The organism is Saccharopolyspora rhizosphaerae (genome assembly GCF_003931915.1).
Lineage (GTDB): Bacteria > Actinomycetota > Actinomycetes > Mycobacteriales > Pseudonocardiaceae > Saccharopolyspora > Saccharopolyspora rhizosphaerae.
In genome coordinates this window covers 171,802-192,434 of the sequence record NZ_RSAA01000017.1, presented here as the reverse complement: position 1 = coordinate 192,434, position 20,633 = coordinate 171,802, and the positions used below count along the sequence as shown (strand labels likewise).

Sequence of the window (20,633 nt, the reverse complement as noted above, 5' to 3'; positions counted from 1 at the left end):
CGGGGCTGTGACCGGCGACGCGTGGAACATCGGGCTCAACATCATCGCCAGCGTGATCACCGGCTCGGTGGTCTGGGCGTCCGGTCGTGTGCTGCGACTCCGGAGGTTGCGGCGCAAGCAGGCCTTCTTCGGCCCGAGCAGCGGGGGCGAGTGCCTGCTCGTCGTGCCGCGGATGGTGTCTGCCGACAACGAGCGCAGCGTCCACCGCAACGACGCCGCCGCGATGCTCGACCTCGCGTCGATCCTGGGCGAGTGCGGGGCGAAGCCGGAAGTGATCTTCCACGACCAGGTCTACCAGGGGCTGGCCGACAAGCCCGAGTTCTGCATCGGCGGTCCGGTGGCCAACCGGCGGACCGAAGCGCACCTGAGGTCGGTGCTGCCCGGCGTGCGCATCGGCGGACCGGAGGAGCGCACGGCGATCAGCGTCGGCGGGGAGAGCTACCCCTCGCACACCCGCCGCGTCGAGCACGCCCTGCTGGCCAAGATCGTCCGGAACAGGCGGGACAAACCCGCTTTCGCCATCTGCGGTCAGACCTCGATCGCCAACCGCGCCGCTGCACGCTACCTCGACTCGGAGTACCGGGCGCTCAGGAAGGCGCACGGTGTCCGTGGGCGATTCTGCGTGCTGCTGCGCGTGATCGAGTCCGAGAGCTACGGACCCAGCGTCGTCGAACTGGTCCGGGACGTCACCGACGAAGCCTTCTCCCCGGCACCCGCCGAGGCCCCGGAGGCCGCCTCCGCGTAGTGGGCCTCGTGCACCACCGCGGACCAGGGCCTGAGGGCGATGATCTCGCCGCCGTTCGGTCTTCTAGGGTCGCGGCATGGGATTCGACGTGGAGAAGGTCCGGGCGCAGTACCCGGCGTTGGGGGACGGGCGCGCTTGGCTGGACGGCGCGGCCGGCACGCAGGTGCCGGAGACCGTGATCGAGGCGATCAGCGACGCCTACCGCGCGGGGCTGTCGAACGTGGGCGGGCCGTACGCATCGAGCCGCCGGTCGTCCGGGATCGTCGCCGAGGCCCGCGCGGCGGTGGCCGACCTGGTGGGCGCCCCCGATCCGGCGTGCGTGGCGTTCGGACCCAGCATGACCGCCCTGACCTACCGGTTCGCCGGTGTTCTGGCCCACGGCTGGAACCCGGGTGACGAGATCGTCGTGACGAACCTGGACCACGACGCCAACATGCGGCCCTGGGTGCAGCTCGCGCAGCGGGCCGGCGCGACCGTGCGCACCGCCGAGATCGACCCGGCCACCGGGGACCTGCCGGTCGAGAGCGTCGTCGGGCTGATCGGTGACCGCACCAAGCTGGTCGCCGTCACCGCTGCGTCCAACCTGCTGGGCGTCATGCCGGACCTGAAGCCCATCACCGACCGGGCCCGCGAGGTCGGGGCCCTGTCCTACGTCGACGGCGTCCAGCACTGCCCGCACGCGCACGTGCGGGTCGGGGAGCTCGGCGCGGACTTCTACGCCACCAGCGCCTACAAGTGGGCCGGGCCGCACCTCGCCGCCGTGGTCGCCGCGGACCCGTGGAGCCTGGAGAACCTCCACCCGGACAAGCTCAAGCCTTCACCGGACACCGCCCCGGAGCGCTTCGAGCTGGGCACCAACCCGTTCGCCGCGATGGTCGGCGCCGTCGCCGCCGTCGACCACCTCGCCGGGCTGGACACCGACGCCACCGGCAGCCGCGCCGACCGGCTCGCCGTCTCCCGCAAGGCCGTCATCGCGCACGAGGAGCAGCTGGCGAACCGCCTCTTCGACGGACTGGCCGCGCTGGCCGGCGTGCGCCGCCACGGCGCCCCGCAGAGCCCCACCACGCCCACGGCCTTCTTCACCGTCCCCGGCAAGGCCCCCGCGGAGGTCTCAGCGGCGCTGTCGGAGCGTGGCCTCAACGTCTCGGCCGGGCACTCCTACGCCTGGGAGCTCGTCCACGCGCTGGGCGTCGGTCCCGAGGGCGGCGTGCGCGCGAGCCTGTCGCACTACTCGACCGCCGAGGAGGTCGACCGCCTGCTGACCGCGCTGGACGAGATCAGCGGCTGACACGCACCGGGCCCCCGCAGCGGTTGCTGCGGGGGCCCGGTGACCTAGCTGATCAGGCTGTCACTGCTCGTCCTTCTGCAGGTCAGCCTCCACGTCGCGGAGCCCGGCCTCGTAAGCGCGGGCGTGGTGCCCGCAGAACAGAAGCTCGCCACCGGACGGCAGTACGGCGCGAAGCTTGGCAGCGGCCCCGCAGCGGTCGCAGCGGTCGGCGGCGGTCAGCTCGGGGCGGGTGAGCGTTCCCGGCATCAGTATCTCCCTCCGTCCCGGCGTCGGTTTCCACCCGACGCCCTCGATCCGGCTACGACCACCGGTGTCCTACTGGCTGCAGGGTCGGTGCTCGTTGGTCCTACTCTTCCAAACTTTTGGGGCGGAGTCAGTGTTCCCGCGCGGGCGAGCGACGCCCGTCACCATGAAGTACCCGGTTGCAGCAGCGATGTGCGCGGAGAGTGATCAACATCGGTGCTGGCCCGCTGACCTGGAACGATGCGAAGATCGGTGGATCTAGCTGGGCAAATGGAAAAGCGCGTCAAGGGTTGGACCAGTGCCGTGGATCACAATTGTGACGATCTGTGAGCGTTCGCATTCTTCTGGAAGCGAACAGCGAATTCTCAATCCTCGGACGTGAAACCGGTCAGAACGCACTTTCCGAACAGGCGATCCGGCCGAAGTGGACGCACGAGAAGGGCCGCCGATCTCGCGGATCGGCGGCCCTCCTCGGAATTCTCCGGTCAGTCCAGGTAGTCCCGCAGGACCTGGGACCGCGACGGGTGGCGAAGCTTCGACATCGTCTTGGACTCGATCTGCCGGATCCGCTCCCGGGTCACCCCGTAGACCTGGCCGATCTCGTCCAGCGTGCGCGGCTGGCCGTCGGTGAGGCCGAAGCGCAGCCGGACCACGCCCGCCTCGCGCTCGGACAGCGTCGCCAGCACCGACTGCAGCTGGTCCTGCAGCAGCGTGAACGACACCGCGTCGACCGCGACGACCGCCTCGGAGTCCTCGATGAAGTCACCGAGCTGGCTGTCGCCCTCGTCGCCGATGGTCTGGTCGAGCGAAATGGGCTCCCGGGCGTACTGCTGGATCTCCAGCACCTTCTCCGGGGTGATGTCCATTTCCTTGGCGAGCTCTTCCGGCGTGGGCTCGCGACCGAGGTCCTGCAGCAGCTCGCGCTGGATGCGGCCGAGCTTGTTGATGACCTCGACCATGTGCACCGGGATGCGGATGGTCCGCGCCTGGTCCGCCATCGCACGCGTGATGGCCTGCCGGATCCACCAGGTCGCGTAGGTCGAGAACTTGTAGCCCTTGGTGTAGTCGAACTTCTCGACCGCGCGGATCAGACCGAGGTTGCCCTCCTGGATCAGGTCCAGGAACGCCATGCCGCGGCCCGTGTAGCGCTTGGCGAGGCTGACGACCAGGCGGAGGTTGGCCTCGAGGAGGTGGTTCTTGGCGCGCTCGCCGTCACGCACGATCCAGCGCAGGTCGCGCCGCATCTGCGTGGTCAGCTGCTCGCCGGACTCCTCGATCTGGCGCAGGCGCTCGGCGCCGTAGAGGCCGGCCTCGATGCGCTTGGCCAGCTCGACCTCTTCCTCGGCGTTGAGCAGAGCGACCTTGCCGATCTGCTTGAGGTAGGCGCGCACCGAGTCCGCGGACGCGGTCAGCTCGGCGTCCTTGCGCGCCTGCCGGAGCGCCTCGGACTCCTCCTCGTCCCAGACGAAGTCACCGGACTCCTTGGAGTCCTCGTCCGGAACCGGCTCCTCGGGGATCTCCACCTCGACGTCGGCGAGATCGCCGACCTCGGGGGAGGTCAGGTCGGTCTCGATCGGTTCGTCGATCTCCATGCCCTCGCCGTTGGCCTTGGCGGAAGCCGACTTGGTCGTCTTCTTCGCCGTGGTCTTGGCGGCGCCCTTCTTGGCCGCGGGCTTGCGGGTCGTCGACTTAGCACCCGTGGAGCTCTTGGCGGTGCTCTTGCGCGCGGCAGGCTTCGTCTGCTCGACGTCAGACGAAGCAGCCGCCTCCGAAGCTGGGGTGGCCTGGGACTGGCCCGACTCGGCTTGGGCGCCGCCGGCGGTTGCGGCGGTGCTGGAGCGTCGGGTTGCGGTTTCTGCGGCTGCCACGTACGCCCTTTCGCGACGGTCGATCAGGGCTGGCCGGAGGGCGCGAAACCTCGGCCGCCAAAGGTCGGGGAACAGCCCACCGGATTCGGCGTCCTGGCTGGGGAACGATCACCTCGGAACACCGGGGTGGGCGGTTGCTACCGCACCGGTTCCCTCCGTCGGTGCCAGTTCGCACCAGCGGGCAGGTGCACCGGCGTCACCAGCCAAAAGAACTTCGAACCAAGTGGGTCGCGTTCCATTGTAACTGCGATGCGGGGGTGTGGTTCCGCTGCAAGGCGGAGTCCGCGGCTCCCCGGGTGTGCTAGGCACGGTTCCACGGGCTCGTGGTGAGCAGCGCCGGGCACCCCGTCGGAGCACCCGTCCGCGTCCCGTCGAAGCGGGGCCGGCACGCGGTCGCCCCTGTGCCGGGCAGCGCTCCGATCAGCACTTCTCGCTGCTCGCGGCGGCCATCGCGGCGCCGACGATGCCGGCGTCGTTGCGCAGGGCCGCGGCCACCACGGGAGTGCGGGTCTCCAGCAGCGGGATCCACTTGTGACCCTTACGGCTGACACCGCCTCCGGCGATGATCAGGTCCGGCCAGATGAACTTCTCCAAGGACTGGATGTAGCGGGTGACCCGCGGTGCCCACTCCTCGTAGGAGAGCTCGAGGTCGTCCTTGATCGACGCGGCCGCCTGCGACTCGGCGTCGTGGCCGTCGACCTCGATGTGGCCGAACTCGGTGCTGGGGACGAGCTTGCCGTCGATGAACATCGCGCTGCCGATCCCGGTGCCGAAGGTCAGCACCACGACCTGCCCCTGGTGCCCGACGCCTGCGCCCACCTTCATCTCCGCGACACCGGCCGCGTCGGCGTCGTTGAGCACGACGATCTCCTCGCGGTCCCGTCCAAGCCGCTCGGCGAACAACGACTGGGCATCGGTACCGATCCAGCCCTTGTCGATGTTGGCGGCCGTCAGCGCGATGCCGTCCTTGATGACGCAGGGGAGCGTGACACCGACCGGGCCGTCCCAGGCGAACTTCTCGACGATCTCGGCCACGGAATCGGCAATCGCGTCCGGGGTCGAGGGTTGCGGCGTCGGGATGCGCATGCGCTCCTCGGCCAGCACTCCGGCATCGATGTCGACCGGCGATCCCTTGATGCCGGATCCGCCGATATCCACGCCGAACCCGCGGGCTGTCGCCATGGCTGATCCTTCCTATTCGATTCAGACCAAGGTGTGGAGACCTTAACGGGGTTGTGTTGCGATGTCTGCGTGGGATTGGCAGAAGAAGTGGACGCAACCGCCTTGTCCGAGGTCGCGGCGGGGGTCGCGCGGGAAGCCGCCGACCTCGCGCGCACCGTGCGTGATGAGGCGGTGACCGACGGTGTCGACACCAAGAGCACCGAGACCGACGTGGTCACGACAGGCGATCGGGCCGTCGAGCGCCTGGTGCGCGAGCGGCTCGCCGAACTCCGCCCCGGGGAACCCGTGCTCGGTGAGGAAGAAGGCGGCGGGGGCGCGCTGGAGGGTCTGCGCTGGGTCGTCGACCCCATCGACGGGACGGTGAACTACCTCTACGGCTTCCCGTCCTACGCGGTCTCGCTGGCCGCGCAGCTCGACGGGCGCTCCGTCGCCGGCGCCGTCGTCGAACCCGTCTCCGGCCGGGTGTGGAGTGCCGCGGTCGGGCACGGCGCGTTCCTCAACGGCCGTCCGCTCCGCGTCTCCAGCTCCGACCGGCTCGACCTGGCCCTGGTGGGCACCGGTTTCTCCTACGGGGTCGATCGGCGGACCGCCCAGGCGCGGGTGGTCGGTGACCTGCTCGGCCAGGTGCGCGACATCCGCCGCACCGGCGCTGCCTCGCTCGACCTGTGCGCGGTGGCCGCGGGCTGGCTGGACGCGACCTACGAGGTCGGCCTCAACCGCTGGGACTGGGCGGCGGGAGCGCTGATCGCGCAAGAAGCGGGCGCGCGGCTCCGGCTGCCGGAGAAGGGCTCCGCGGACGGGCTCGGCGACGAGATGCTGGTGTGCGCCACCCCGGGAATCGCGGACGGTCTCCTCGACGCGCTGCGCGCCGCGGGCGCGGGCGAGGTCTGAGGCGAACGTGGCGGGAACCCGCCGGGTTCCCGCCACGACATCGATGAGGAGCCGTTGCGCTCTCTCCGACGAATCGTTATCAGCAGTGCACGTCGCGGGCCTTGCTGAGCAGCTCCTCGCTGATCCGCGGCGGCGTCACCTCTTGCTGCGCGCCCTCCTGCTCGTCGCGCTGCGGCACCCAGTTCTGCAGCTGCTGCATGATCTGCTTGGCCTCCTGGGTGGTCTTGATGTCGTCGAAGTCCGCGCCCAGCGCCAGGTCCACGCCGGCGTCCTCGCGCTCGTCGCGCACCAGCTGCGCGCACGGCACGATCAGGCTCAACGTGCGGGCGGCGCTCATCCCGGCCGCGCCGAAGCGGATCTGGCCGTGGCACTGCAGGTCGTAGTTGACGTAGACGGCGTCGTTGTCCGCGCCCGCCTTGGTGAAGCCCAGGCTGGCCAGCTCGTCGCCGACCATGCTCGCCTGCCTGCTCTCGCCGTTGCCGTTGAGCACCCGTACCTGCACGTCCTGCGGCGGGACCGGCGTGGTGGAGTTCAGCGCCTCGCGGTGCAGCATCGTGCCCAGCGGGACCTGCGCGGGCTGGCCGCTGACCTCGGGCGGAGCGGTCGGCGCTCCGGGCGGGTTGCAGGTGGTCGCGGCGTTGATGTCCTCCACGGAGCCGAACACGCGGGTCCACAGCAGGCCCGACAGCACGACCAGCGCCACCAGCACCACCAGCGCGGGAAGTGGTCGACGCCGGCGGTATCCGACTCGCCGCCCCCACTTTGCACCTACGGCTGCCACGTCCGCCCCTCCCTGGATGCCTCAGGCCCGCGTGCTCCCGTCCGCACCGGATCAGACTAGGGGCTGAACCGGGGGTGCGCGGTGCCGGTAGCCGCGACCGTGTCTTGATCTCCCCGTGATCAACGCGAAGCCGATTCGCCCGGGAAACCGCGAGCGCATGGGATCACGCAGCGGTCGCCGAGGCAACCGGGACGAGCCGCCCGGCAGAGCCGGTCGATCACACCGATCTTGATCTACGATGCCCGCCGAATGCGCGCAATGCCACACCTACGGGTGACCTGGTGCGTGTTCGCAGAAGTTATGAGCTACCCTCTCGGCGCCTCACGGAGTGCCGGGTTGAGGCGAGTCGCTCTTTCACGGGGGAACTAGACGCGTTGCAGGGCGAGACCGCGATCACTGTCCCATCGGGCACAAATCCGGGTCCTGGAACGTTTACCAGCGGCACACCATTGCAGTCTCCACAAACGCAGGGGTGAATCACGATGGCGACCGACTACGACGCTCCTCGCCGCGAGTCCGAGGACTTGGCAGAGGACTCGTTGGAGGAGCTGAAGGCGCGACGCAACGATGCGCAATCCGGCGTCGTCGACGAGGACGAAGGGGCGATCGCGGAGAACTTCGAACTGCCGGGCGCGGACCTGTCCGGTGAGGAGATGACCGTCAAGGTGCTCCCGAAGCAGGCTGACGAGTTCACCTGCTCGAGCTGCTTCCTCGTTCATCACCGCAGCCGGCTGGCCGAGACCAGGAACGGCCAGTTCATCTGCCGTGATTGCGCCGCCTGAGGCGCACGTCGACGACGTACGCAAGCGGGGAGTAGCTGGGCACACGCGGGGCGTGTGCCCAGTGTTCTTCCCGGGGCAGGTGCCGAACGGCCCCGGGCGCACGTCCTCACCCGGCGTGAGCACCGGGCTAGGGCTTCCGCAGCAGGACGGCCTTGAGCTGCTCCGGCTTGCGCGTGCTGACGACCCAGTACGGGGTGGGGTCGTCCGGATCGTCGAGCCAGACGCGGACCGAGGTGCGCACCCAGGAGCGGTGCACCAGGAACGCCGCCGGGTCCAGGTCCGGACCGAGGGCCCGGCGCTGCTCGGCCGGCGAGACGACCTCGACCTCGTCGATGAACCTCAGCGGCAGGTGGGCGTCGCCGACCCACAGCTCGCCGTCGACGACCTCGATCTTGAGCCTGCCCAGCCAGAGCGGGATCGCGATGGCCAGCGGGACCAGCACCACGTACGGCAGCCAGGCCCGCACACCCGGGTAGCCCATGTGCACCTGAGCGGCCATCAGGACCGCGGCGATCAGCGGCAACGGCCAGGTCCACCACGACGCGTACAGCCGCTCGCGGAACACCGCCTGCCCTTTCGGAGTCGCCTGACCGGGCGTGTCCCCGGTCGTGCTGGCTGCTTCTGCGCTTTCCGACACGCATCCAGGGTAGTCTCGCCGCCCGTGTCCAACGTGCAGGTCCTGCTGAGCCGAGTCGACCCCGACGTGCCGCTTCCCGAATACGCCAAACCCGGGGATGCCGGCGCCGATCTGGTAACCACCAGGGATGTGGTTCTCGAGCCGGGTGAACGCGCCCTCGTGAGCACCGGAGTCGCCGTGGCGCTGCCGGAGGGGTACGCGGGATTCGTCCACCCCCGTTCCGGCCTGGCCGCCAAGACCGGCCTCAGCGTGGTCAACACCCCCGGCACCATCGACTCCGGGTACCGCGGTGAGATCAAGGTGTGCCTGATCAACCATGATCGTGTGCAGCCGGTGTCGCTGCGACGAGGTGACCGGATCGCCCAGCTCGTCGTGCAGAAGGTCGAGCACGCCGTGTTCACCGAGGTGGACGAGCTGCCCGAGTCGTTGCGCGGGTCCGGCGGCCACGGCTCCACAGGTGGTCATGAAGTGCTGACGGCGTCGGGATCGACCGAGGCCGGTCACAGGACGGAGGTCTGAGGGGATGTTCAGAAGGGGCCGGGGGAAGTCCAAGCGCGACGCGCCCTTCACCGAGGAGCAGCACGCGGAGGAGCAGCTGCAGGTTCCCGCGCGCGGGCCCTACGACGAGAGCGAGGCGCCCGAGTCCGAGGTGGAACGCCTCGACCTCGGGTCGGTGCGGGTTCCCGTGCCCGAGGGTGGCCAGCTGCAGGTCGAGGTCGACCCGGCCGGTCCGGTCCGCGCGGTGCACCTGGTGACCCCGGTCGGACGGCTGACCGTGAGCGCCTTCGCGGCGCCGCGCAGCGGCGGGCTGTGGGACGAGGTCCGCGACGAGCTGGCGGAACAGCTCCGCAAGGACGGCGCCCGCGTGCACACCGAGCAGGGCGACTGGGGCGTGGAGCTCGTCGCCGACTCGCCGAAGGCCGCGCTGCGGTTCGTCGGGGTCGACGGTCCGCGATGGTTGCTGCGCGGGGTCTCGGCCGGTCCGGCCGAATCGGCCAAGGAGTGCGCGCGACTGCTCTACGGCGTCCTGGACGACACCGTGGTGGTCCGCGGGTCCGACCCGATGCCGGTGCGCACGCCGCTGCCCATCGAGCTCCCCGAGGCGATCCAGCGGCACATCCAGCAGGCCCAGCAGGAAACCCCGAACGGTCAGGTCTGAGCCGCTCCTGGACGAGGCGTGGCAGGCCCTTCGCGGCACTGCCACCCCGTCCTGCTCGGGTGCCTTCGCGAAGGGTTCGTCCCTGATCCCTCCGGGCATGGGTTCGGGCCTGCCGTGCGGTTACGCTGGGAGGTGCACGGGCTGCGTAGTCGAGCCCCGAGGCGCACAGGAGCGCTAGATGAGCAAGACCGGAGGCGGCTACTGGAAACGCCTCGTTCGGAGCCTGACCAGCGATGTCGCCGAGCTGGACGCCGAGGACCTCTCCGACCGGTCGCAAGCGAGCGGAGCGCAGCGGGCCAGTGAGTGCCAGTGCGGGCAGGAAGCCGTGGTGCTCGGCCGGGTGCGCAGCGTCGAGCTCTGCCCCAAGACTTCCGCGCCGACCCTCGAAGCCGAGCTCTACGACGGCACCGAAGGGGTGACTCTCGTGTGGCTCGGCCGCAGGCGCATCGCGGGGATCGAACCGGGACGTATCGTCAAGGCCCGTGGCCGGATCGCAGTTCGGGACGGTCGCAAGGTGCTGTACAACCCCTACTACGAGTTGCAGAACACAGCATGAGCGAACACGACGCATCGGCAGCGGGGTTCAACGCCCAGCGTGCCGACGACGACCGGCGGCCCGCGGGCAAGACCGGTGTTTCCGAGCAGACCCTGCTGGAGCAGATGGGCGGTGTCAGCGGGCTCGCGTACTCCGCTGTGCCGATCGTCGTGTTCGTGGTGGTCAGCTCGTTCACCTCGATGATGCCGGCGATCTGGGCCTCCATCGGGGTCGCCGTGGCCATCGCGGTCTTCCGCATGGTCCGCAAGGAACCGCTGCAACCGGCGATCTCCGGCGTGCTGGGCGTGGCGGTGTGCTCCTTCATCGCCTACCGCTCCGGCGAGACCAAGGGCTTCTTCCTCCTCGGCATCTGGACCAGCCTGATCTACGGTGGCGCGTTCCTGGCGTCGGTGGCGGCCCGCTGGCCGCTGGTCGGCGTCGCCTGGTCGGCGCTCAACGGGCTGGGCATGGGCTGGCGCAAGCAGCGCCGCGCCATGCGCGCCTACGACATCGCCACGCTGTCCTGGGCCGCGGTGTTCGCCGCGAAGTACGTGGTGCAGCAGTGGCTCTACGACAACGACCAGACCGGCTGGCTGGCCTTCGCGCGCATCGCGATGGGCTACCCGCTGACCGCCATCGCACTGGTCGTGACCGTCTGGGCGATCCGCAGGGCGAAGAAGGTCGCCGAGGAATCAGCCGCAGTCGCCAGCGGCTGAAGCCCGTTCGTGCCCCGCTCCGCGTTGCGGAAGCCGCTTCCTCCCCGTGCGTGCGGGAGCCGTCACGGCCGCAGGTTCGAGCGGCCTCGTAGCGAGCCCGCCGCGGCGCCGCGCCCGGGCGCACGTCAGGACGCGACGCACGGAGTCCGCAACCGCCGGACATGTCCGGAACCGGGACACCTTTCGAACCTCGCACGAAGTTCGAACCTCCGCGCCCGGGCGTGTGTTAGCTGGTCAGAGGCCCTGGAGTGGACGCCTCCCCAGCACCGTGCTCCTCTTGCTCCGGGGCTTCCCGGCCTGGAGGGGCTGCGGTGTGTCGCCACGCGGTCTTGTCCTGTTGCCCTGGCGTCACGGTGGGCACCACGCAGGCGTCGCTGGCGCGACTGGTCAGTGCGCCTGGTCGTGGATGACCGCGCTGATCTCGTCCTCGACGTTGCTGGTGGCGACGAACAGCATCTCGTCGCCGGCCTCGAGCGGGTCGTCGGCCTGCGGCACGATGACCCGGCCGCCGCGCAGGATGCTCACCAGCGCCGCGTCGGCGGGCAGCTTGAGGTCGCGAACCCGACGGCCGGCCAGCGGGGTGGCCTCCGGCAACGTCACCTCGACGAGGTTGGCCTGCCCCTGCCGCAGCGTCATCAGCCGGACGAGGTCGCCGACGTTGACGGCTTCCTCGACCATCGCGGCCAGCATCCGCGGCGTGGAGACGGCCACGTCCACACCCCAGGCGTCGGTGAACAGCCACTCGTTGCGCGGATCGTTGACCCGGGCGACGACCCGGCGCACCGCGAACTCCGTCTTGGACAGCAGGGAGACGACGAGGTTGACCTTGTCGTCCCCGGTGGCAGCGATGACCACGTCGCAGGACTGCAGGCCCGCTTCCTCCAGCGAGGCCAGCTCGCAGGCGTCGGCGAGCATCCACTCGGCGCCCGGGATCAGCCTCGGGTGGTAGTTGGCGGTGCTGCGCTCGATGAGCAGCACCTCGTGCTCGCCCTCGAGCAGTTCCCGGGCGATGGACTGGCCGACGGCGCCGGCTCCGGCGATCGCGATCCGCATCACTCGCTCTCCTCGGGTGTGCGACGGGCCGCTGCGGTGACGTCGGTGACGGTGCCGGACAGCGCTGCCACGTAGACGGTGTCGTCGGCCTGGATCACGGTCTTGCGGTCGGGCAGCACGCCGCTGCCGAAGCGCATGATGAACGCCACCCGGGCGCCGGTCGCCGACTCCACGTCGGCGACCTGGTGCCCGACCCAGCCCTCGTGCAGCGGCAGTTGGAGCACCGCGACCGTGCCGGAGGGTTCCCGCCACGCGGTGGCCACGCCCTCGGGCAGCAGCATCCGCAGGAAGCGGTCCGTGGTCCACGGCACGGTGGCCACCGTCGGGATGCCGAGCCGCTGGTAGACCTCGGCCCGCTTGGGGTCGTAGATGCGCGCCACGACGTGCGCCACGCCGAAGGTCTCCCGCGCCACCCGGGCCGAGACGATGTTGGAGTTGTCCCCGTTGGACACCGCGGCGAAGGCGCTGGCCTGCTCGATCCCCGCTTCTTCGAGGATGTCGCGGTCGAAGCCGTTGCCGGTGACCTGCTGGCCGCGGAAGTCCTTGCCCAGGCGGTGGAACGCCTGGGGGTCCTTGTCCACCACGGCCACGGTGTGATCGAGCCGTTGCAGGGCAGCGGCCAGGGAAGCCCCGACCCGGCCGCAACCCATGATCACCACGTGCACGACCCTGTCTCCTCGCTGCGCGGTTGTGCTCTTCCGGGCGACGTCGTCCGGTCGCCGCTGACCGTACCCGGACGGGTGCGATCAGGGGACCGCGGCGACCGCCCGGCTCTGGGCTGGTGCACCGTACCGGGTGACAGGTGGCGGGGATGACCACGCCACCCCTGGTGTGACCTGAGCGCGATTCGGAAGCCCGCGTGCGCGGGTGCCGTGCCCCCACGGCTTACGCTCGCACCGTGTCCAAGCTCGCAACGGCGGCGAAGCGGTTGATCGTCGGTCGGCCGTTCCGCAGCGACCGCCTCTCGCACACGCTGCTGCCCAAGCGGATCGCGCTGCCGGTGTTCTCCTCCGACGCGATCTCCAGCGTGGCCTACGCGCCCGAGGAGATCCTCCTCGTCCTGTCGGCCGCGGGGATCTCGGCGTACACGGTGAGCCCGTGGATCGGTCTCGTGGTCGCGCTGGTGATGACCACCGTGGTCGCGTCCTACCGGCAGAACGTGCGCGCCTACCCCTCGGGAGGCGGTGATTACGAGGTCACCTCCGCCAACCACGGTCCCCGCTGGGGACTGGTGGTGGCCAGCGCCCTGCTGGTCGACTACATCCTCACGGTCGCGGTCTCCATCTCCTCGGCGGCGGCCAACATCGGGTCGGTGATCCCGTTCGTCGCCCAGCACAAGGTGCTCTTCGCCGTCGGCGCGATCGTGCTGCTCACCGCGTTGAACCTGCGGGGCATCCGCGAGTCCGGGACGTTGTTCGCCATCCCCACCTACGCGTTCGTCATCGGCGTGCTCGGGATGATGGTGTGGGGCTTCTACCAGTCCGCGGTCCTGGGCACCGACCTGCGGGCCGAGAGCGCCGGGTTCCAGCTGGTCGAGGAGGAGGGCCAGATCGCCGGGGTGGCCTTCGTGTTCCTGGTCTTGCGGGCGTTCTCCTCCGGTAGCGCCGCGTTGACCGGTGTCGAAGCCATCAGCAACGGCGTGCCCGCCTTCCGCAAGCCCAAGGCCCGCAACGCCGCGACCACGCTGGCGTTCATGGGCGTGTTCTCGGTGCTGATGTTCCTCGGCCTGCTCTTCCTCGCGAGCACCACCGGTGCGGTCGTGGCGGAGGACCCGGCGCACCAGCTCATCGGCGCTCCGCCCGACTACCAGCAGAAGACGCTGGTCGCCCAGCTCGCGGGTGCGGTGTTCGTGGGCTTCCCGCCGGGCGTGTGGTACTTGGTGTTCTTCACCGGCCTGATCCTGGTGCTGGCCGCCAACACCGCCTTCAACGGTTTCCCGGTGCTGGGCTCGGTCCTGGCGCAGGACCGCTTCCTGCCGCGCCAGCTGCACACCCGCGGCGACCGGCTGGCCTACTCCAACGGCATCCTCTTCCTGGCCTTCGCCGCGATCGTGCTCGTGTTCGCCTTCGACGCCGAGGTGACGCGGCTGATTCAGCTCTACATCGTGGGCGTGTTCGTCTCGTTCGTGCTCAGCCAGAGCGGCATGATCCGGCATTGGAACCGGCTGCTGCGCTCGGAGACCGACCCGACTGAGCGGCGCAGGATGCGCCGGGCGCAGTCGATCAACGCCTTCGGGCTCGTGATGACCGCCAGCGTGCTGGTCATCGTGCTGATCACCAAGTTCACCCACGGCGCCTGGATCGCCATCGCCGTGATGGCCGCGATGTACGTGCTGATGACGGCGATCCGCAAGCACTACGACCGGGTCGCCGCCGAGTTGCGGGAAGACGAGAGCGACACGGTCCTGCCCTCCCGCAACCACGCGCTGGTGCTGGTCTCCAAGCTGCACCTGCCGACGATGCGGGCCATCGCCTACGCGCGGGCGACCCGCCCGGACGAGCTGGAGGGCGTCACCGTCAACGTCGACGAGGAGGACACCCGCGCGTTGACGGCCGAGTGGGAGCGGCTGAACCTGCCGCTGCCGCTCAAGGTCTTGGAATCGCCGTACCGGGAGATCACCCGGCCGGTGCTGGAGTACGTGAAGCGGATCCGCCGGGACAGCCCGCGCGACGTGGTGACGGTGTTCATCCCGGAGTACGTCGTGGGCCACTGGTGGGAGCAGCTGCTGCACAACCAGAGCGCGCTGCGGCTCAAGAGCAGGCTGTTGTTCCAACCGGGTGTGATGGTCACCAGCGTGCCGTGGCAGCTGGCGTCGTCGGAACGGGTGCGAGCGCAGCGGATCACCTCGATGCCCGGCGCGACGCGTCGAGGACTCGGGGGCAACGGGAAGGTGAGTGGTGACCGGAAAACCGGACTGGACCGGTAGGCGCCTGGAGGTCGAGGTCGGCCCGGTGGCCCACGGCGGCCACTGCGTGGCGCGGTACGAGGGACGCGTGGTGTTCGTCCGCCACGCGCTGCCGGGAGAAGTGGTGATCGCCGAGGTCACCGAGGACAAGGGCGGCGGTTTCTGCCGCGCTGACGCCGTCGAGGTGCGGCAGGCCGCGCCGGGCCGGGTCACCCCGCCGTGCCCGCTGGCCGACATCGCGCTGGGCACCGACCGCTGCGGTGGGTGCGACTTCCAGCACGTCGACGGCGAGACGCAGCGGGAGCTCAAGTCCGCGGTGGTCACCGAGCAGCTGCAGCGCATCGCGGGTCTGGACTGGCCGGTTCAGGTTCGCGAGCTGCCCGGCGGCCTGCTGCGCTGGCGCACCCGCGCGCGGCTGGCCGTCGACCGCAAGGGCAACGCGGGTTTCCGGCCCAGCCGGAGCCACCGGGTCATCCCGGTGGCCGACTGCCCGATCACCGTCGAGGGCGCCGTCCCGGAAGTCGCCGACCGCCGGTGGCGACCGGGTGCGGAGCTGACGGTGACCGCTGACGGAGAGGGCGAACTGCACGTCACCGCGCTCGACAAGAAGCCGCAGCGACGTGGGCACCAGCAGGCGGTGGCGCGGCAGGTGGCGGGCAGCGGCGTGGCGCACGAGACGGTGCGCGGCCTCCCGTTCGAGGTGTCCGCGCAGGGCTTCTGGCAGGTGCACCGAGCCGCCCCGGAGACGTTCACCGAGGTCGTCGCCCGGCTGGCGGCGGTCCCGTCGCGTGGCGTGGCGTGGGACCTCTACGGCGGTGTGGGCCTGTTCGCCGCCGACCTCGCCGAACAGGTGGGCCCGACGGGTTCGGTGCTGCTGGTGGAGTCGTCCCGGCGTGCGGTGGAGGACGCGGTGGCCAACCTCCGCGACCTGCCGCAGGTGGGCTTCCGAGCCGGAACCGTGGAGCGCGTCCTGGCCGACGAGGACGTGCCGGCCCCTGACGTGGTCGTCCTCGACCCGCCGCGCAAGGGCGCGGGCCGCGAGGTGGTCGAGGCGATCACCGCACGTGAGCCGTCCCGCGTCGTGCACGTCGCCTGCGATCCGGCGGCCCTGGCTCGCGACGTCTCGCTGTTCGCCGAGAACGGTTACCGCCTGGTCGAGCTGGAGGCCTACGACGCCTTCCCCATGACCCACCACGTCGAGTGCATCGCCCTGCTGGAGCGGGAGGGCTGAGCAGCTTCCCCGTTCTCACCCTCGGCCGAAGCGCCCGCGTTCCATCCGCGCGGACGGGTTTCGGCTTCTCGGGCCGAGCCCAGCGGTGCGGCGTGGTCGTGGGACTCAACGCGCACTGCCGGTTTCGCTACCGGCTGGCCGAGCAACAGCTCACAGACCTCTAAGGTGACCACCGGCTTGAGGAGGTGGCCGGGTGTTCGGTGAGGTACCAGGACGGGTCGACCCGCGAGCGGCCGACGCGGTCGGACGTCGGTGGGCGCGGGCGAAGGCCCTGCTGTCGGTGACGTGGCTGTGCTGCGCGGCCGAGCTCGTGGTGTCGGCGTGCGCGCTGGTCTGGACGGTCGTCGCGGGACCCGACCTGCCGCTGCTCGGCAGCCCCAAGCGGGGTGATCTGGTCGGTCTCGCGTTCGTCGCGCTGCTCGTCGCGCTGCCGATGCCGCTGGCGTCCTCGATGGGCCGCCGTGCGGCGGACGGGATCGACTGGCGGCTCAAGCCGGACGGGTGGTTCCTGTACGGGAGCGTCGTCGGCGCGGCTCAGGCGTTCGGCCTGGCGCTGTCGCTCACCTACAGCGCGCTCCCGCTGTGGGCACGCACCGCCGTCGGGGTCATCGGCTTCGCGGTACCGGCCGGGGCGGCCTTCCTGGCCCGCCGGGCGCTCCTGGCGGAGCCGCTGCGGGAGATCGGCGGCAGCGAGTTCGTGCTGGTCAAGGGGATCCGGTCGCCGCAGGGCGGGGGCGAGGACTCGGTGAAGATCACCGGTGACGCGCTGCGGCTGTCGGTGCGCACAGCCGCCGGGCGACCGGCGCAGCAGGCGTCCACGAAGGACATCGCGCTCGCCGAGATCACCGCGATCGGCGTGCGCCCCAGCAAGCCGGAGGACGGTTCCTGGGCGGTGCTCGCCGACGGACGCGGGTCTTCCCCGCCGCAGGGCGACGTCGTCGAGATCCGCACCGCCACCGACACCCAGCTGCTCCCGGCCGATCCGGAACTCGCCGAGCTCATCCGCGCTCGCGCGGCGCTGCACGGCAGACGACCGGCCGGGATCGAGGAGCAGCGATGACGCACATCCCCGAAGTCCTCCCGGCACCGCCGGAGGCGGGCACCGAGGTTTCCCCCGTCTCCGGCCGGCCGAGCTCTGCACCGGAGTCCGTGCCGAGCCGCCGGGTGCAGGCCTTCGGGATCGGTGCCGTGGCCCTCGTGCTGGTCCCGCTGGCCCTCGTGCTCTGGGCCCTGCGCGGGCTCGACCTCGGCGCGGTGATCGGCGGTGTGGTCGGTGTCGCGGTCGCCACGACCGGGTGGCTGGCCGACGCGCGCACACCCCGGCGCTGGAGCGGCTGGGCGCTGCTCGCCGCGCTGGCCGGGGCCTACGTCAACCTCGCGCTGGCACCGGTCGTGCTGGTCGCGCTCGTCGCCGTGATCGCGTGCCCGCTGCTGGCGCGGGTGGCCCACCGGCGGTTCACCGCCCCGGGTTTCGACCTGGCGGAGATCGACGTCGAGGTCGGCTTCGAGATCTACCGGCACCAACCCGCGCGGCTGCGGATCGAACGCGACCGGGCCGTGCTGGCTCTTGGGCGCATGGCCGGGGGCGGACACGTCCACCAGGCGATCCCGCTGGCCGAGGTGCGGTTCGCCCAGCTCGGCGAGATCGTCGGCGGTGGCTCCTGGCCGCTGCCGGGCGCGCCGGCGATCCGGCTCTCGGAAGGTCCCGCGGTGCGAGTCGTGGCCGGACAGCAGCAGTGGATCGTCAACGTCGAAGACCCGCGCCTGGTCGCGGCGATCCTCCGCAGGAGGCAGACCGCCGCCTGGTCGCAGCGGACCGGCCCGCAGGACCTGGACTCCTGGCACGCGCTGCGGAAGTGGGCCACGGCCCAGACGACGACCTTCCGCAACGGGAAGAAGTCGCAGTCCTACCGGGTCCTGCGGCCGGTCGTCGGCTTCGGCTTCGGCGTGCTCGGCCTGATGCTGCTCACGATGCAGATCGCCGGGACCACCACCACGGGCACCTGGCCCGCCGGTGCGGCGATGCTGCTCGTCGGTGGGTTCTTCGTGGTCAGCTGGCTGCGGCAGCGCACCAGGCTGCACCACGCAGAACTGCAGTCGCTCCCGCCGAACAGCCCACCCTGGGGCGACCTGCGCCCCGAGGTAGCCCCCGCCCCGTGCTGGCGTCCCTGGTCCTGAGGAAGTTCGCGGGCGACTTCGTTCGCCGCTCGACACGCGGGGTCCCCGCGTGCTCGCCACGGAGCCGCGCAGAACCTGCGGTGGTGCGAGCTGGGTCTCCTGCCTGGAGCACGCCCGCACTTCCCACCGAGACCGCCTCGCTCCGCGGTGCCACGGGCACGGTCTGAGCCGTTCCCCGAACGGCACCGCTGAGCACGAGCGGTCCCTGAACGGGCCTCAGTTCGGGCCTTCTGGCAGGTCCAGCTTCTCCGGCTGCTCCTGCTTCGGGGCGTCGACTTCGCCGTAGGCGTTGCTGTTGACGTTGTTCGGTCCGCCCTCGACGTGGGCGTGCTGGCCGACCGTCGCGGAGTTGACGTCGTTGCGGTAGGGACTGTCCACATCGGCCCCCGCGACGGCGCCCTCGTCGGTCTCGAAGCGCCAACCCTGGGTGTTGGAGCCGGAAACCCACTCACCGCCGTCGCCGGTGGCGCCGCGGCCGTTGCCCTCCCAGGTGGCGTTCAGCCCTTCGTGCCTGCTCTGCATCCCGCCGGACGCCCCGCCGATGCCGCCGGAGATGGCGCCCGAGGTGATGTCGTTGATCCCCGGCGCCTGGCCGTGCAACCCCTGGTTGAGGGTGTTGCCGAGCACGCCCGAGATCGAACCGCGAGCCGCGCCGTAGGCGGCGGCCTCGGTGAAGTTCTTCGTGGCGTTGCCCGTCAGGTCCTTGCCGATCTGCTGGCCGATGCCGGGAGCGACGCCGTCGACCAGACCACCGGCCAGGCCCGCTGCGACACCGGACACGGCTGCGTTGCCGGTGTTGGACCAGTCCCAGCTCTTCCGGTCGCCCTTGGCGAACTGCAGGCCCTGGATCGCGCCGTCCACGCCGACGTTGATCGCCACGTTGAGCAGGACCTGCTGGCCGATCTTCTGCAGCAGCTGCTGGAAGAACGTCCGCACCGTCAGCTGCGTGGCGGCCTGGGCGACCGGGATGCCCGCCGTGCTCGCGCCGAAGGTCGCCACGGCCGAGGCGATCATCGCCGCGATCTGAGCAGCCAGGATGATCAGCGCGGCGATGATGCTCAGCTTGGTGTACTCGATCTCCAGCGCAGCGTTGTCGGCGCCTTCGCCGAGCGCCTCGCAGAGCTTCTTCAGCTCCGGCAGGTGGCCGGCGTCGCCGTTGCAGAAGTCCTGCATGAACTTCTCGAAGGCGTCGTGCGTGTCGCCCCTCATCGTGTCCAGCGCCGACTGGACCGCGGCCTCGGTCTCGCTGATCACGCCGTCGACGTCCACGCCGCACTGGTTCCACGCCTCAGCGACCCTGCGCAGCGCCGTCTCATCGCCCTCGGGCCAGTTCGCGCCGACCACGATCGGGAAGAGCCAGGTGACCTCGCCCGGAACCTCGATGCCCACGTCGTCCCCCTCAGCCCAGGCCCTTGATGCCGTCCGCGTTCGCCTTGTCGACGTCGTCCCAGGTCCGGGCGGTGGCGTCCAGCTCGCCGCGGACCTGGTGCAGCGCCTGGGCGAGGCCCTCCAAGGCACCGGTGCCCTGCTGCGAACCGGGTTCGTAGTTCTTGGCGAACTCCTGGCCCGCCTCGTCGCCGCCCCAGCACTGGCCCTCGGCTTGCAGGACGCCGTTCAGCTTGGTCAGCGCCGACTCCAACTTGTCCGACGCGGCGTCGAACTTCGGCGAGACGCCGAGCAGCGCCTCGGGGTTGACCTCGAATCCCATCACCAACGGTCCTTCCGGAAACGGGACCGGGGTTCGAAGTCGTCCCAGTCCTCCTCTTCTGGCGGGTGGGACGTCGCCGGTGGGGTGTTCGGTTCCGGCACCTCCGGAGCCGAGGGGATCAGCCGGGCCAAGGAGGGTGCGTCGGGGAACAGGTCGGGCAGGTCGGGCACGTCCTCCTGCAGCGGTGCGACGGCCGCGTCCGCCTTCGCCCGGGCGTGCCGGGCGGCGGCCTGGGCGGCCTCGGTGAAGCTCGCGGCCAGCTTCTCCGGCGTGGTCGACCGCAGTGCCGGGGACGTCAGCGAGGTCCCGGTGACCACGCCCGCAGCGTTGACCCGCACGGTGACCGCACCGTCGGACGAAGTCGCCTCGCCGGTCGCGGACAGCGCGTTGTCCTGCGCCTCCTGCAGCTGGGCGGTCTGCCGCTGCAGCCCTTCGAGCAGGGAACTCACCTGTTCGCGCATCGCGGCGTTGCGCGCTTCGAGCTCCGCTTCACGGCCGTCCGGACCAGTCATCGCGCCTCCTCGGGGATCAGGGGGAAGGTAGCAACACCGCCTTGCGGGTGGTACCGCTCACGCGGGCGCCGAAGACCGGGGTGGGAACGGGGTCCGGCGCATCGCTGCAGGTGTTCGACCACACCCTCTGGCCGCGTGGCCCCTCCGTAGACTGGGGCGCACTATGCAGACGGAGCCAGGTTGCCGGCCAGGCCCCGGGATTGTGAATTTGTGACCGAC

Annotated in this window: 22 protein-coding genes; 12 read left to right on the top strand and 10 right to left on the bottom strand. The window is 70.7% G+C overall.

Annotation, left to right across the window (positions count from 1 at the left end; genetic code table 11):
* The first annotated feature begins 7 nt into the window (after window positions 1-7).
* Together EIL87_RS19035 and EIL87_RS19030 are read left to right on the top strand one after the other, a co-directional pair.
* The gene (locus EIL87_RS19035) at window positions 8-745 is read left to right on the top strand and encodes a hypothetical protein (protein WP_125091910.1); all 738 of its coding nucleotides are present in this window, start codon (window positions 8-10) and stop codon (window positions 743-745) included.
* 76 nt (window positions 746-821) lie between these two features.
* A complete protein-coding gene (locus tag EIL87_RS19030; protein ID WP_125091909.1) occupies window positions 822-2,033 on the top strand; it encodes a cysteine desulfurase-like protein in 1,212 nt (403 codons plus the stop codon).
* A gap of 60 nt (window positions 2,034-2,093) precedes the next feature.
* On the opposite strand, the gene EIL87_RS19025 is transcribed toward EIL87_RS19030, so the two are convergent.
* The 3 genes from EIL87_RS19025 to ppgK all read right to left on the bottom strand — a co-directional run bounded on the left by EIL87_RS19025 (window position 2,094) and on the right by ppgK (window position 5,326).
* Window positions 2,094-2,279, bottom strand: coding sequence for a DUF7455 domain-containing protein (locus EIL87_RS19025; RefSeq protein ID WP_125091908.1), 186 nt, complete (start codon window positions 2,277-2,279; stop codon window positions 2,094-2,096).
* A 482-nt stretch (window positions 2,280-2,761) separates the two neighbouring features.
* Window positions 2,762-4,144, bottom strand: a complete 1,383-nt coding sequence (locus EIL87_RS19020; RefSeq protein WP_125091907.1) for an RNA polymerase sigma factor — start codon at window positions 4,142-4,144, stop codon at window positions 2,762-2,764.
* 420 nt (window positions 4,145-4,564) lie between these two features.
* A complete protein-coding gene (ppgK, locus tag EIL87_RS19015; RefSeq protein ID WP_125091906.1) occupies window positions 4,565-5,326 on the bottom strand; it encodes a polyphosphate--glucose phosphotransferase in 762 nt (253 codons plus the stop codon).
* 87 nt (window positions 5,327-5,413) lie between these two features.
* On the opposite strand from ppgK, the gene EIL87_RS19010 reads away from it, so the two are divergent.
* Entirely contained in the window at window positions 5,414-6,217 is an 804-nt protein-coding gene (locus tag EIL87_RS19010) for an inositol monophosphatase family protein (RefSeq protein WP_233576368.1), read from the top strand.
* A 79-nt stretch (window positions 6,218-6,296) separates the two neighbouring features.
* Here EIL87_RS19010 and cei read toward each other — a convergent pair whose 3' ends face one another.
* Window positions 6,297-6,998 carry an envelope integrity protein Cei gene (gene cei / locus EIL87_RS19005; RefSeq protein ID WP_158628667.1) on the bottom strand — a complete coding sequence of 234 codons (702 nt, stop codon included), beginning with the start codon at window positions 6,996-6,998 and terminating at the stop codon, window positions 6,297-6,299.
* A gap of 482 nt (window positions 6,999-7,480) precedes the next feature.
* On the opposite strand from cei, the gene EIL87_RS19000 reads away from it, so the two are divergent.
* Window positions 7,481-7,780, top strand: coding sequence for a DUF4193 domain-containing protein (locus EIL87_RS19000; RefSeq protein WP_125091905.1), 300 nt, complete (start codon window positions 7,481-7,483; stop codon window positions 7,778-7,780).
* Between the two features lie 127 nt (window positions 7,781-7,907).
* Here the strand turns inward: EIL87_RS19000 and EIL87_RS18995 are convergent, their stop codons facing one another.
* Entirely contained in the window at window positions 7,908-8,417 is a 510-nt protein-coding gene (locus tag EIL87_RS18995) for a DUF3093 domain-containing protein (protein ID WP_125091904.1), read from the bottom strand.
* A 24-nt stretch (window positions 8,418-8,441) separates the two neighbouring features.
* On the opposite strand from EIL87_RS18995, the gene dut reads away from it, so the two are divergent.
* The 4 genes from dut (at window position 8,442) to EIL87_RS18975 (ending at window position 10,827) form a co-directional block, all read left to right on the top strand.
* Entirely contained in the window at window positions 8,442-8,936 is a 495-nt protein-coding gene (dut, locus tag EIL87_RS18990) for a dUTP diphosphatase (RefSeq protein ID WP_125091903.1), read from the top strand.
* A 4-nt stretch (window positions 8,937-8,940) separates the two neighbouring features.
* The gene (locus EIL87_RS18985) at window positions 8,941-9,576 is read left to right on the top strand and encodes a DUF3710 domain-containing protein (protein WP_125091902.1); all 636 of its coding nucleotides are present in this window, start codon (window positions 8,941-8,943) and stop codon (window positions 9,574-9,576) included.
* Window positions 9,577-9,754: 178 nt separating this feature from the next.
* The gene (locus EIL87_RS18980; protein WP_125091901.1) at window positions 9,755-10,132 is read left to right on the top strand and encodes an OB-fold nucleic acid binding domain-containing protein; all 378 of its coding nucleotides are present in this window, start codon (window positions 9,755-9,757) and stop codon (window positions 10,130-10,132) included.
* Window positions 10,129-10,827: a DUF3159 domain-containing protein gene (locus tag EIL87_RS18975; protein ID WP_125091900.1), complete on the top strand. Its 699-nt coding sequence runs from the start codon at window positions 10,129-10,131 to the stop codon at window positions 10,825-10,827. Before EIL87_RS18980 ends, EIL87_RS18975 begins: the two co-directional genes overlap by 4 nt.
* 387 nt (window positions 10,828-11,214) lie before the next feature.
* Here the strand turns inward: EIL87_RS18975 and EIL87_RS18970 are convergent, their stop codons facing one another.
* Both EIL87_RS18970 and EIL87_RS18965 read right to left on the bottom strand, forming a co-directional pair.
* Window positions 11,215-11,880 carry a potassium channel family protein gene (locus EIL87_RS18970; RefSeq protein WP_125091899.1) on the bottom strand — a complete coding sequence of 222 codons (666 nt, stop codon included), beginning with the start codon at window positions 11,878-11,880 and terminating at the stop codon, window positions 11,215-11,217.
* On the bottom strand, window positions 11,880-12,545 hold the full coding sequence (locus EIL87_RS18965; protein WP_125091898.1) for a potassium channel family protein: 666 nt from the start codon (window positions 12,543-12,545) through the stop codon (window positions 11,880-11,882). The genes EIL87_RS18970 and EIL87_RS18965 overlap by 1 nt, the downstream gene beginning before the upstream one ends.
* 233 nt (window positions 12,546-12,778) lie before the next feature.
* Here EIL87_RS18965 and EIL87_RS18960 point away from each other — a divergent pair, with 233 nt between their 5' ends.
* From EIL87_RS18960 to EIL87_RS18945, 4 genes are all read left to right on the top strand, one after another.
* Window positions 12,779-14,806 (top strand): APC family permease, encoded by a 2,028-nt coding sequence (locus EIL87_RS18960; RefSeq protein WP_125091897.1) that lies wholly within the window; start codon window positions 12,779-12,781, stop codon window positions 14,804-14,806.
* Window positions 14,778-16,016: a class I SAM-dependent RNA methyltransferase gene (locus EIL87_RS18955; RefSeq protein WP_125091896.1), complete on the top strand. Its 1,239-nt coding sequence runs from the start codon at window positions 14,778-14,780 to the stop codon at window positions 16,014-16,016. Before EIL87_RS18960 ends, EIL87_RS18955 begins: the two co-directional genes overlap by 29 nt.
* Before the next feature lie 193 nt (window positions 16,017-16,209).
* Window positions 16,210-17,076 (top strand): hypothetical protein, encoded by an 867-nt coding sequence (locus EIL87_RS18950; protein ID WP_125091895.1) that lies wholly within the window; start codon window positions 16,210-16,212, stop codon window positions 17,074-17,076.
* Window positions 17,073-18,194 carry a hypothetical protein gene (locus EIL87_RS18945; protein ID WP_125091894.1) on the top strand — a complete coding sequence of 374 codons (1,122 nt, stop codon included), beginning with the start codon at window positions 17,073-17,075 and terminating at the stop codon, window positions 18,192-18,194. The genes EIL87_RS18950 and EIL87_RS18945 overlap by 4 nt, the downstream gene beginning before the upstream one ends.
* Before the next feature lie 216 nt (window positions 18,195-18,410).
* Here the strand turns inward: EIL87_RS18945 and EIL87_RS18940 are convergent, their stop codons facing one another.
* Genes EIL87_RS18940 through EIL87_RS18930 form a run of 3 tightly spaced genes read right to left on the bottom strand, consistent with a single transcriptional unit; the run spans window position 18,411 to window position 20,414 of the window.
* Window positions 18,411-19,583 carry a WXG100-like domain-containing protein gene (locus EIL87_RS18940; RefSeq protein WP_125091893.1) on the bottom strand — a complete coding sequence of 391 codons (1,173 nt, stop codon included), beginning with the start codon at window positions 19,581-19,583 and terminating at the stop codon, window positions 18,411-18,413.
* A gap of 10 nt (window positions 19,584-19,593) precedes the next feature.
* Entirely contained in the window at window positions 19,594-19,902 is a 309-nt protein-coding gene (locus tag EIL87_RS18935; protein ID WP_148101519.1) for a WXG100 family type VII secretion target, read from the bottom strand.
* Window positions 19,902-20,414: a YbaB/EbfC family nucleoid-associated protein gene (locus tag EIL87_RS18930; RefSeq protein ID WP_125091891.1), complete on the bottom strand. Its 513-nt coding sequence runs from the start codon at window positions 20,412-20,414 to the stop codon at window positions 19,902-19,904. Before EIL87_RS18930 ends, EIL87_RS18935 begins: the two co-directional genes overlap by 1 nt.
* Window positions 20,415-20,633 lie beyond the last annotated feature (219 nt).

Bases quoted from the DNA above. Each gene is read 5' to 3' on its own strand.
- EIL87_RS19000 (WP_125091905.1), top strand. From the start codon at position 7,481: ATGGCGACCGACTACGACGCTCCTCGCCGCGAGTCCGAGGACTTGGCA.
- EIL87_RS18980 (WP_125091901.1), top strand. From the start codon at position 9,755: ATGAGCAAGACCGGAGGCGGCTACTGGAAACGCCTCGTTCGGAGCCTG.
- EIL87_RS19025 (WP_125091908.1), bottom strand. From the start codon at position 2,279: ATGCCGGGAACGCTCACCCGCCCCGAGCTGACCGCCGCCGACCGCTGC.
- EIL87_RS18975 (WP_125091900.1), top strand. From the start codon at position 10,129: ATGAGCGAACACGACGCATCGGCAGCGGGGTTCAACGCCCAGCGTGCC.
- EIL87_RS18985 (WP_125091902.1), top strand. From the start codon at position 8,941: ATGTTCAGAAGGGGCCGGGGGAAGTCCAAGCGCGACGCGCCCTTCACC.
- EIL87_RS18970 (WP_125091899.1), bottom strand. From the start codon at position 11,880: ATGCGGATCGCGATCGCCGGAGCCGGCGCCGTCGGCCAGTCCATCGCC.
- ppgK (WP_125091906.1), bottom strand. From the start codon at position 5,326: ATGGCGACAGCCCGCGGGTTCGGCGTGGATATCGGCGGATCCGGCATC.
- EIL87_RS18945 (WP_125091894.1), top strand. From the start codon at position 17,073: ATGACGCACATCCCCGAAGTCCTCCCGGCACCGCCGGAGGCGGGCACC.
- EIL87_RS18935 (WP_148101519.1), bottom strand. From the start codon at position 19,902: ATGGGATTCGAGGTCAACCCCGAGGCGCTGCTCGGCGTCTCGCCGAAG.
- EIL87_RS18930 (WP_125091891.1), bottom strand. From the start codon at position 20,414: ATGACTGGTCCGGACGGCCGTGAAGCGGAGCTCGAAGCGCGCAACGCC.
- EIL87_RS19030 (WP_125091909.1), top strand. From the start codon at position 822: ATGGGATTCGACGTGGAGAAGGTCCGGGCGCAGTACCCGGCGTTGGGG.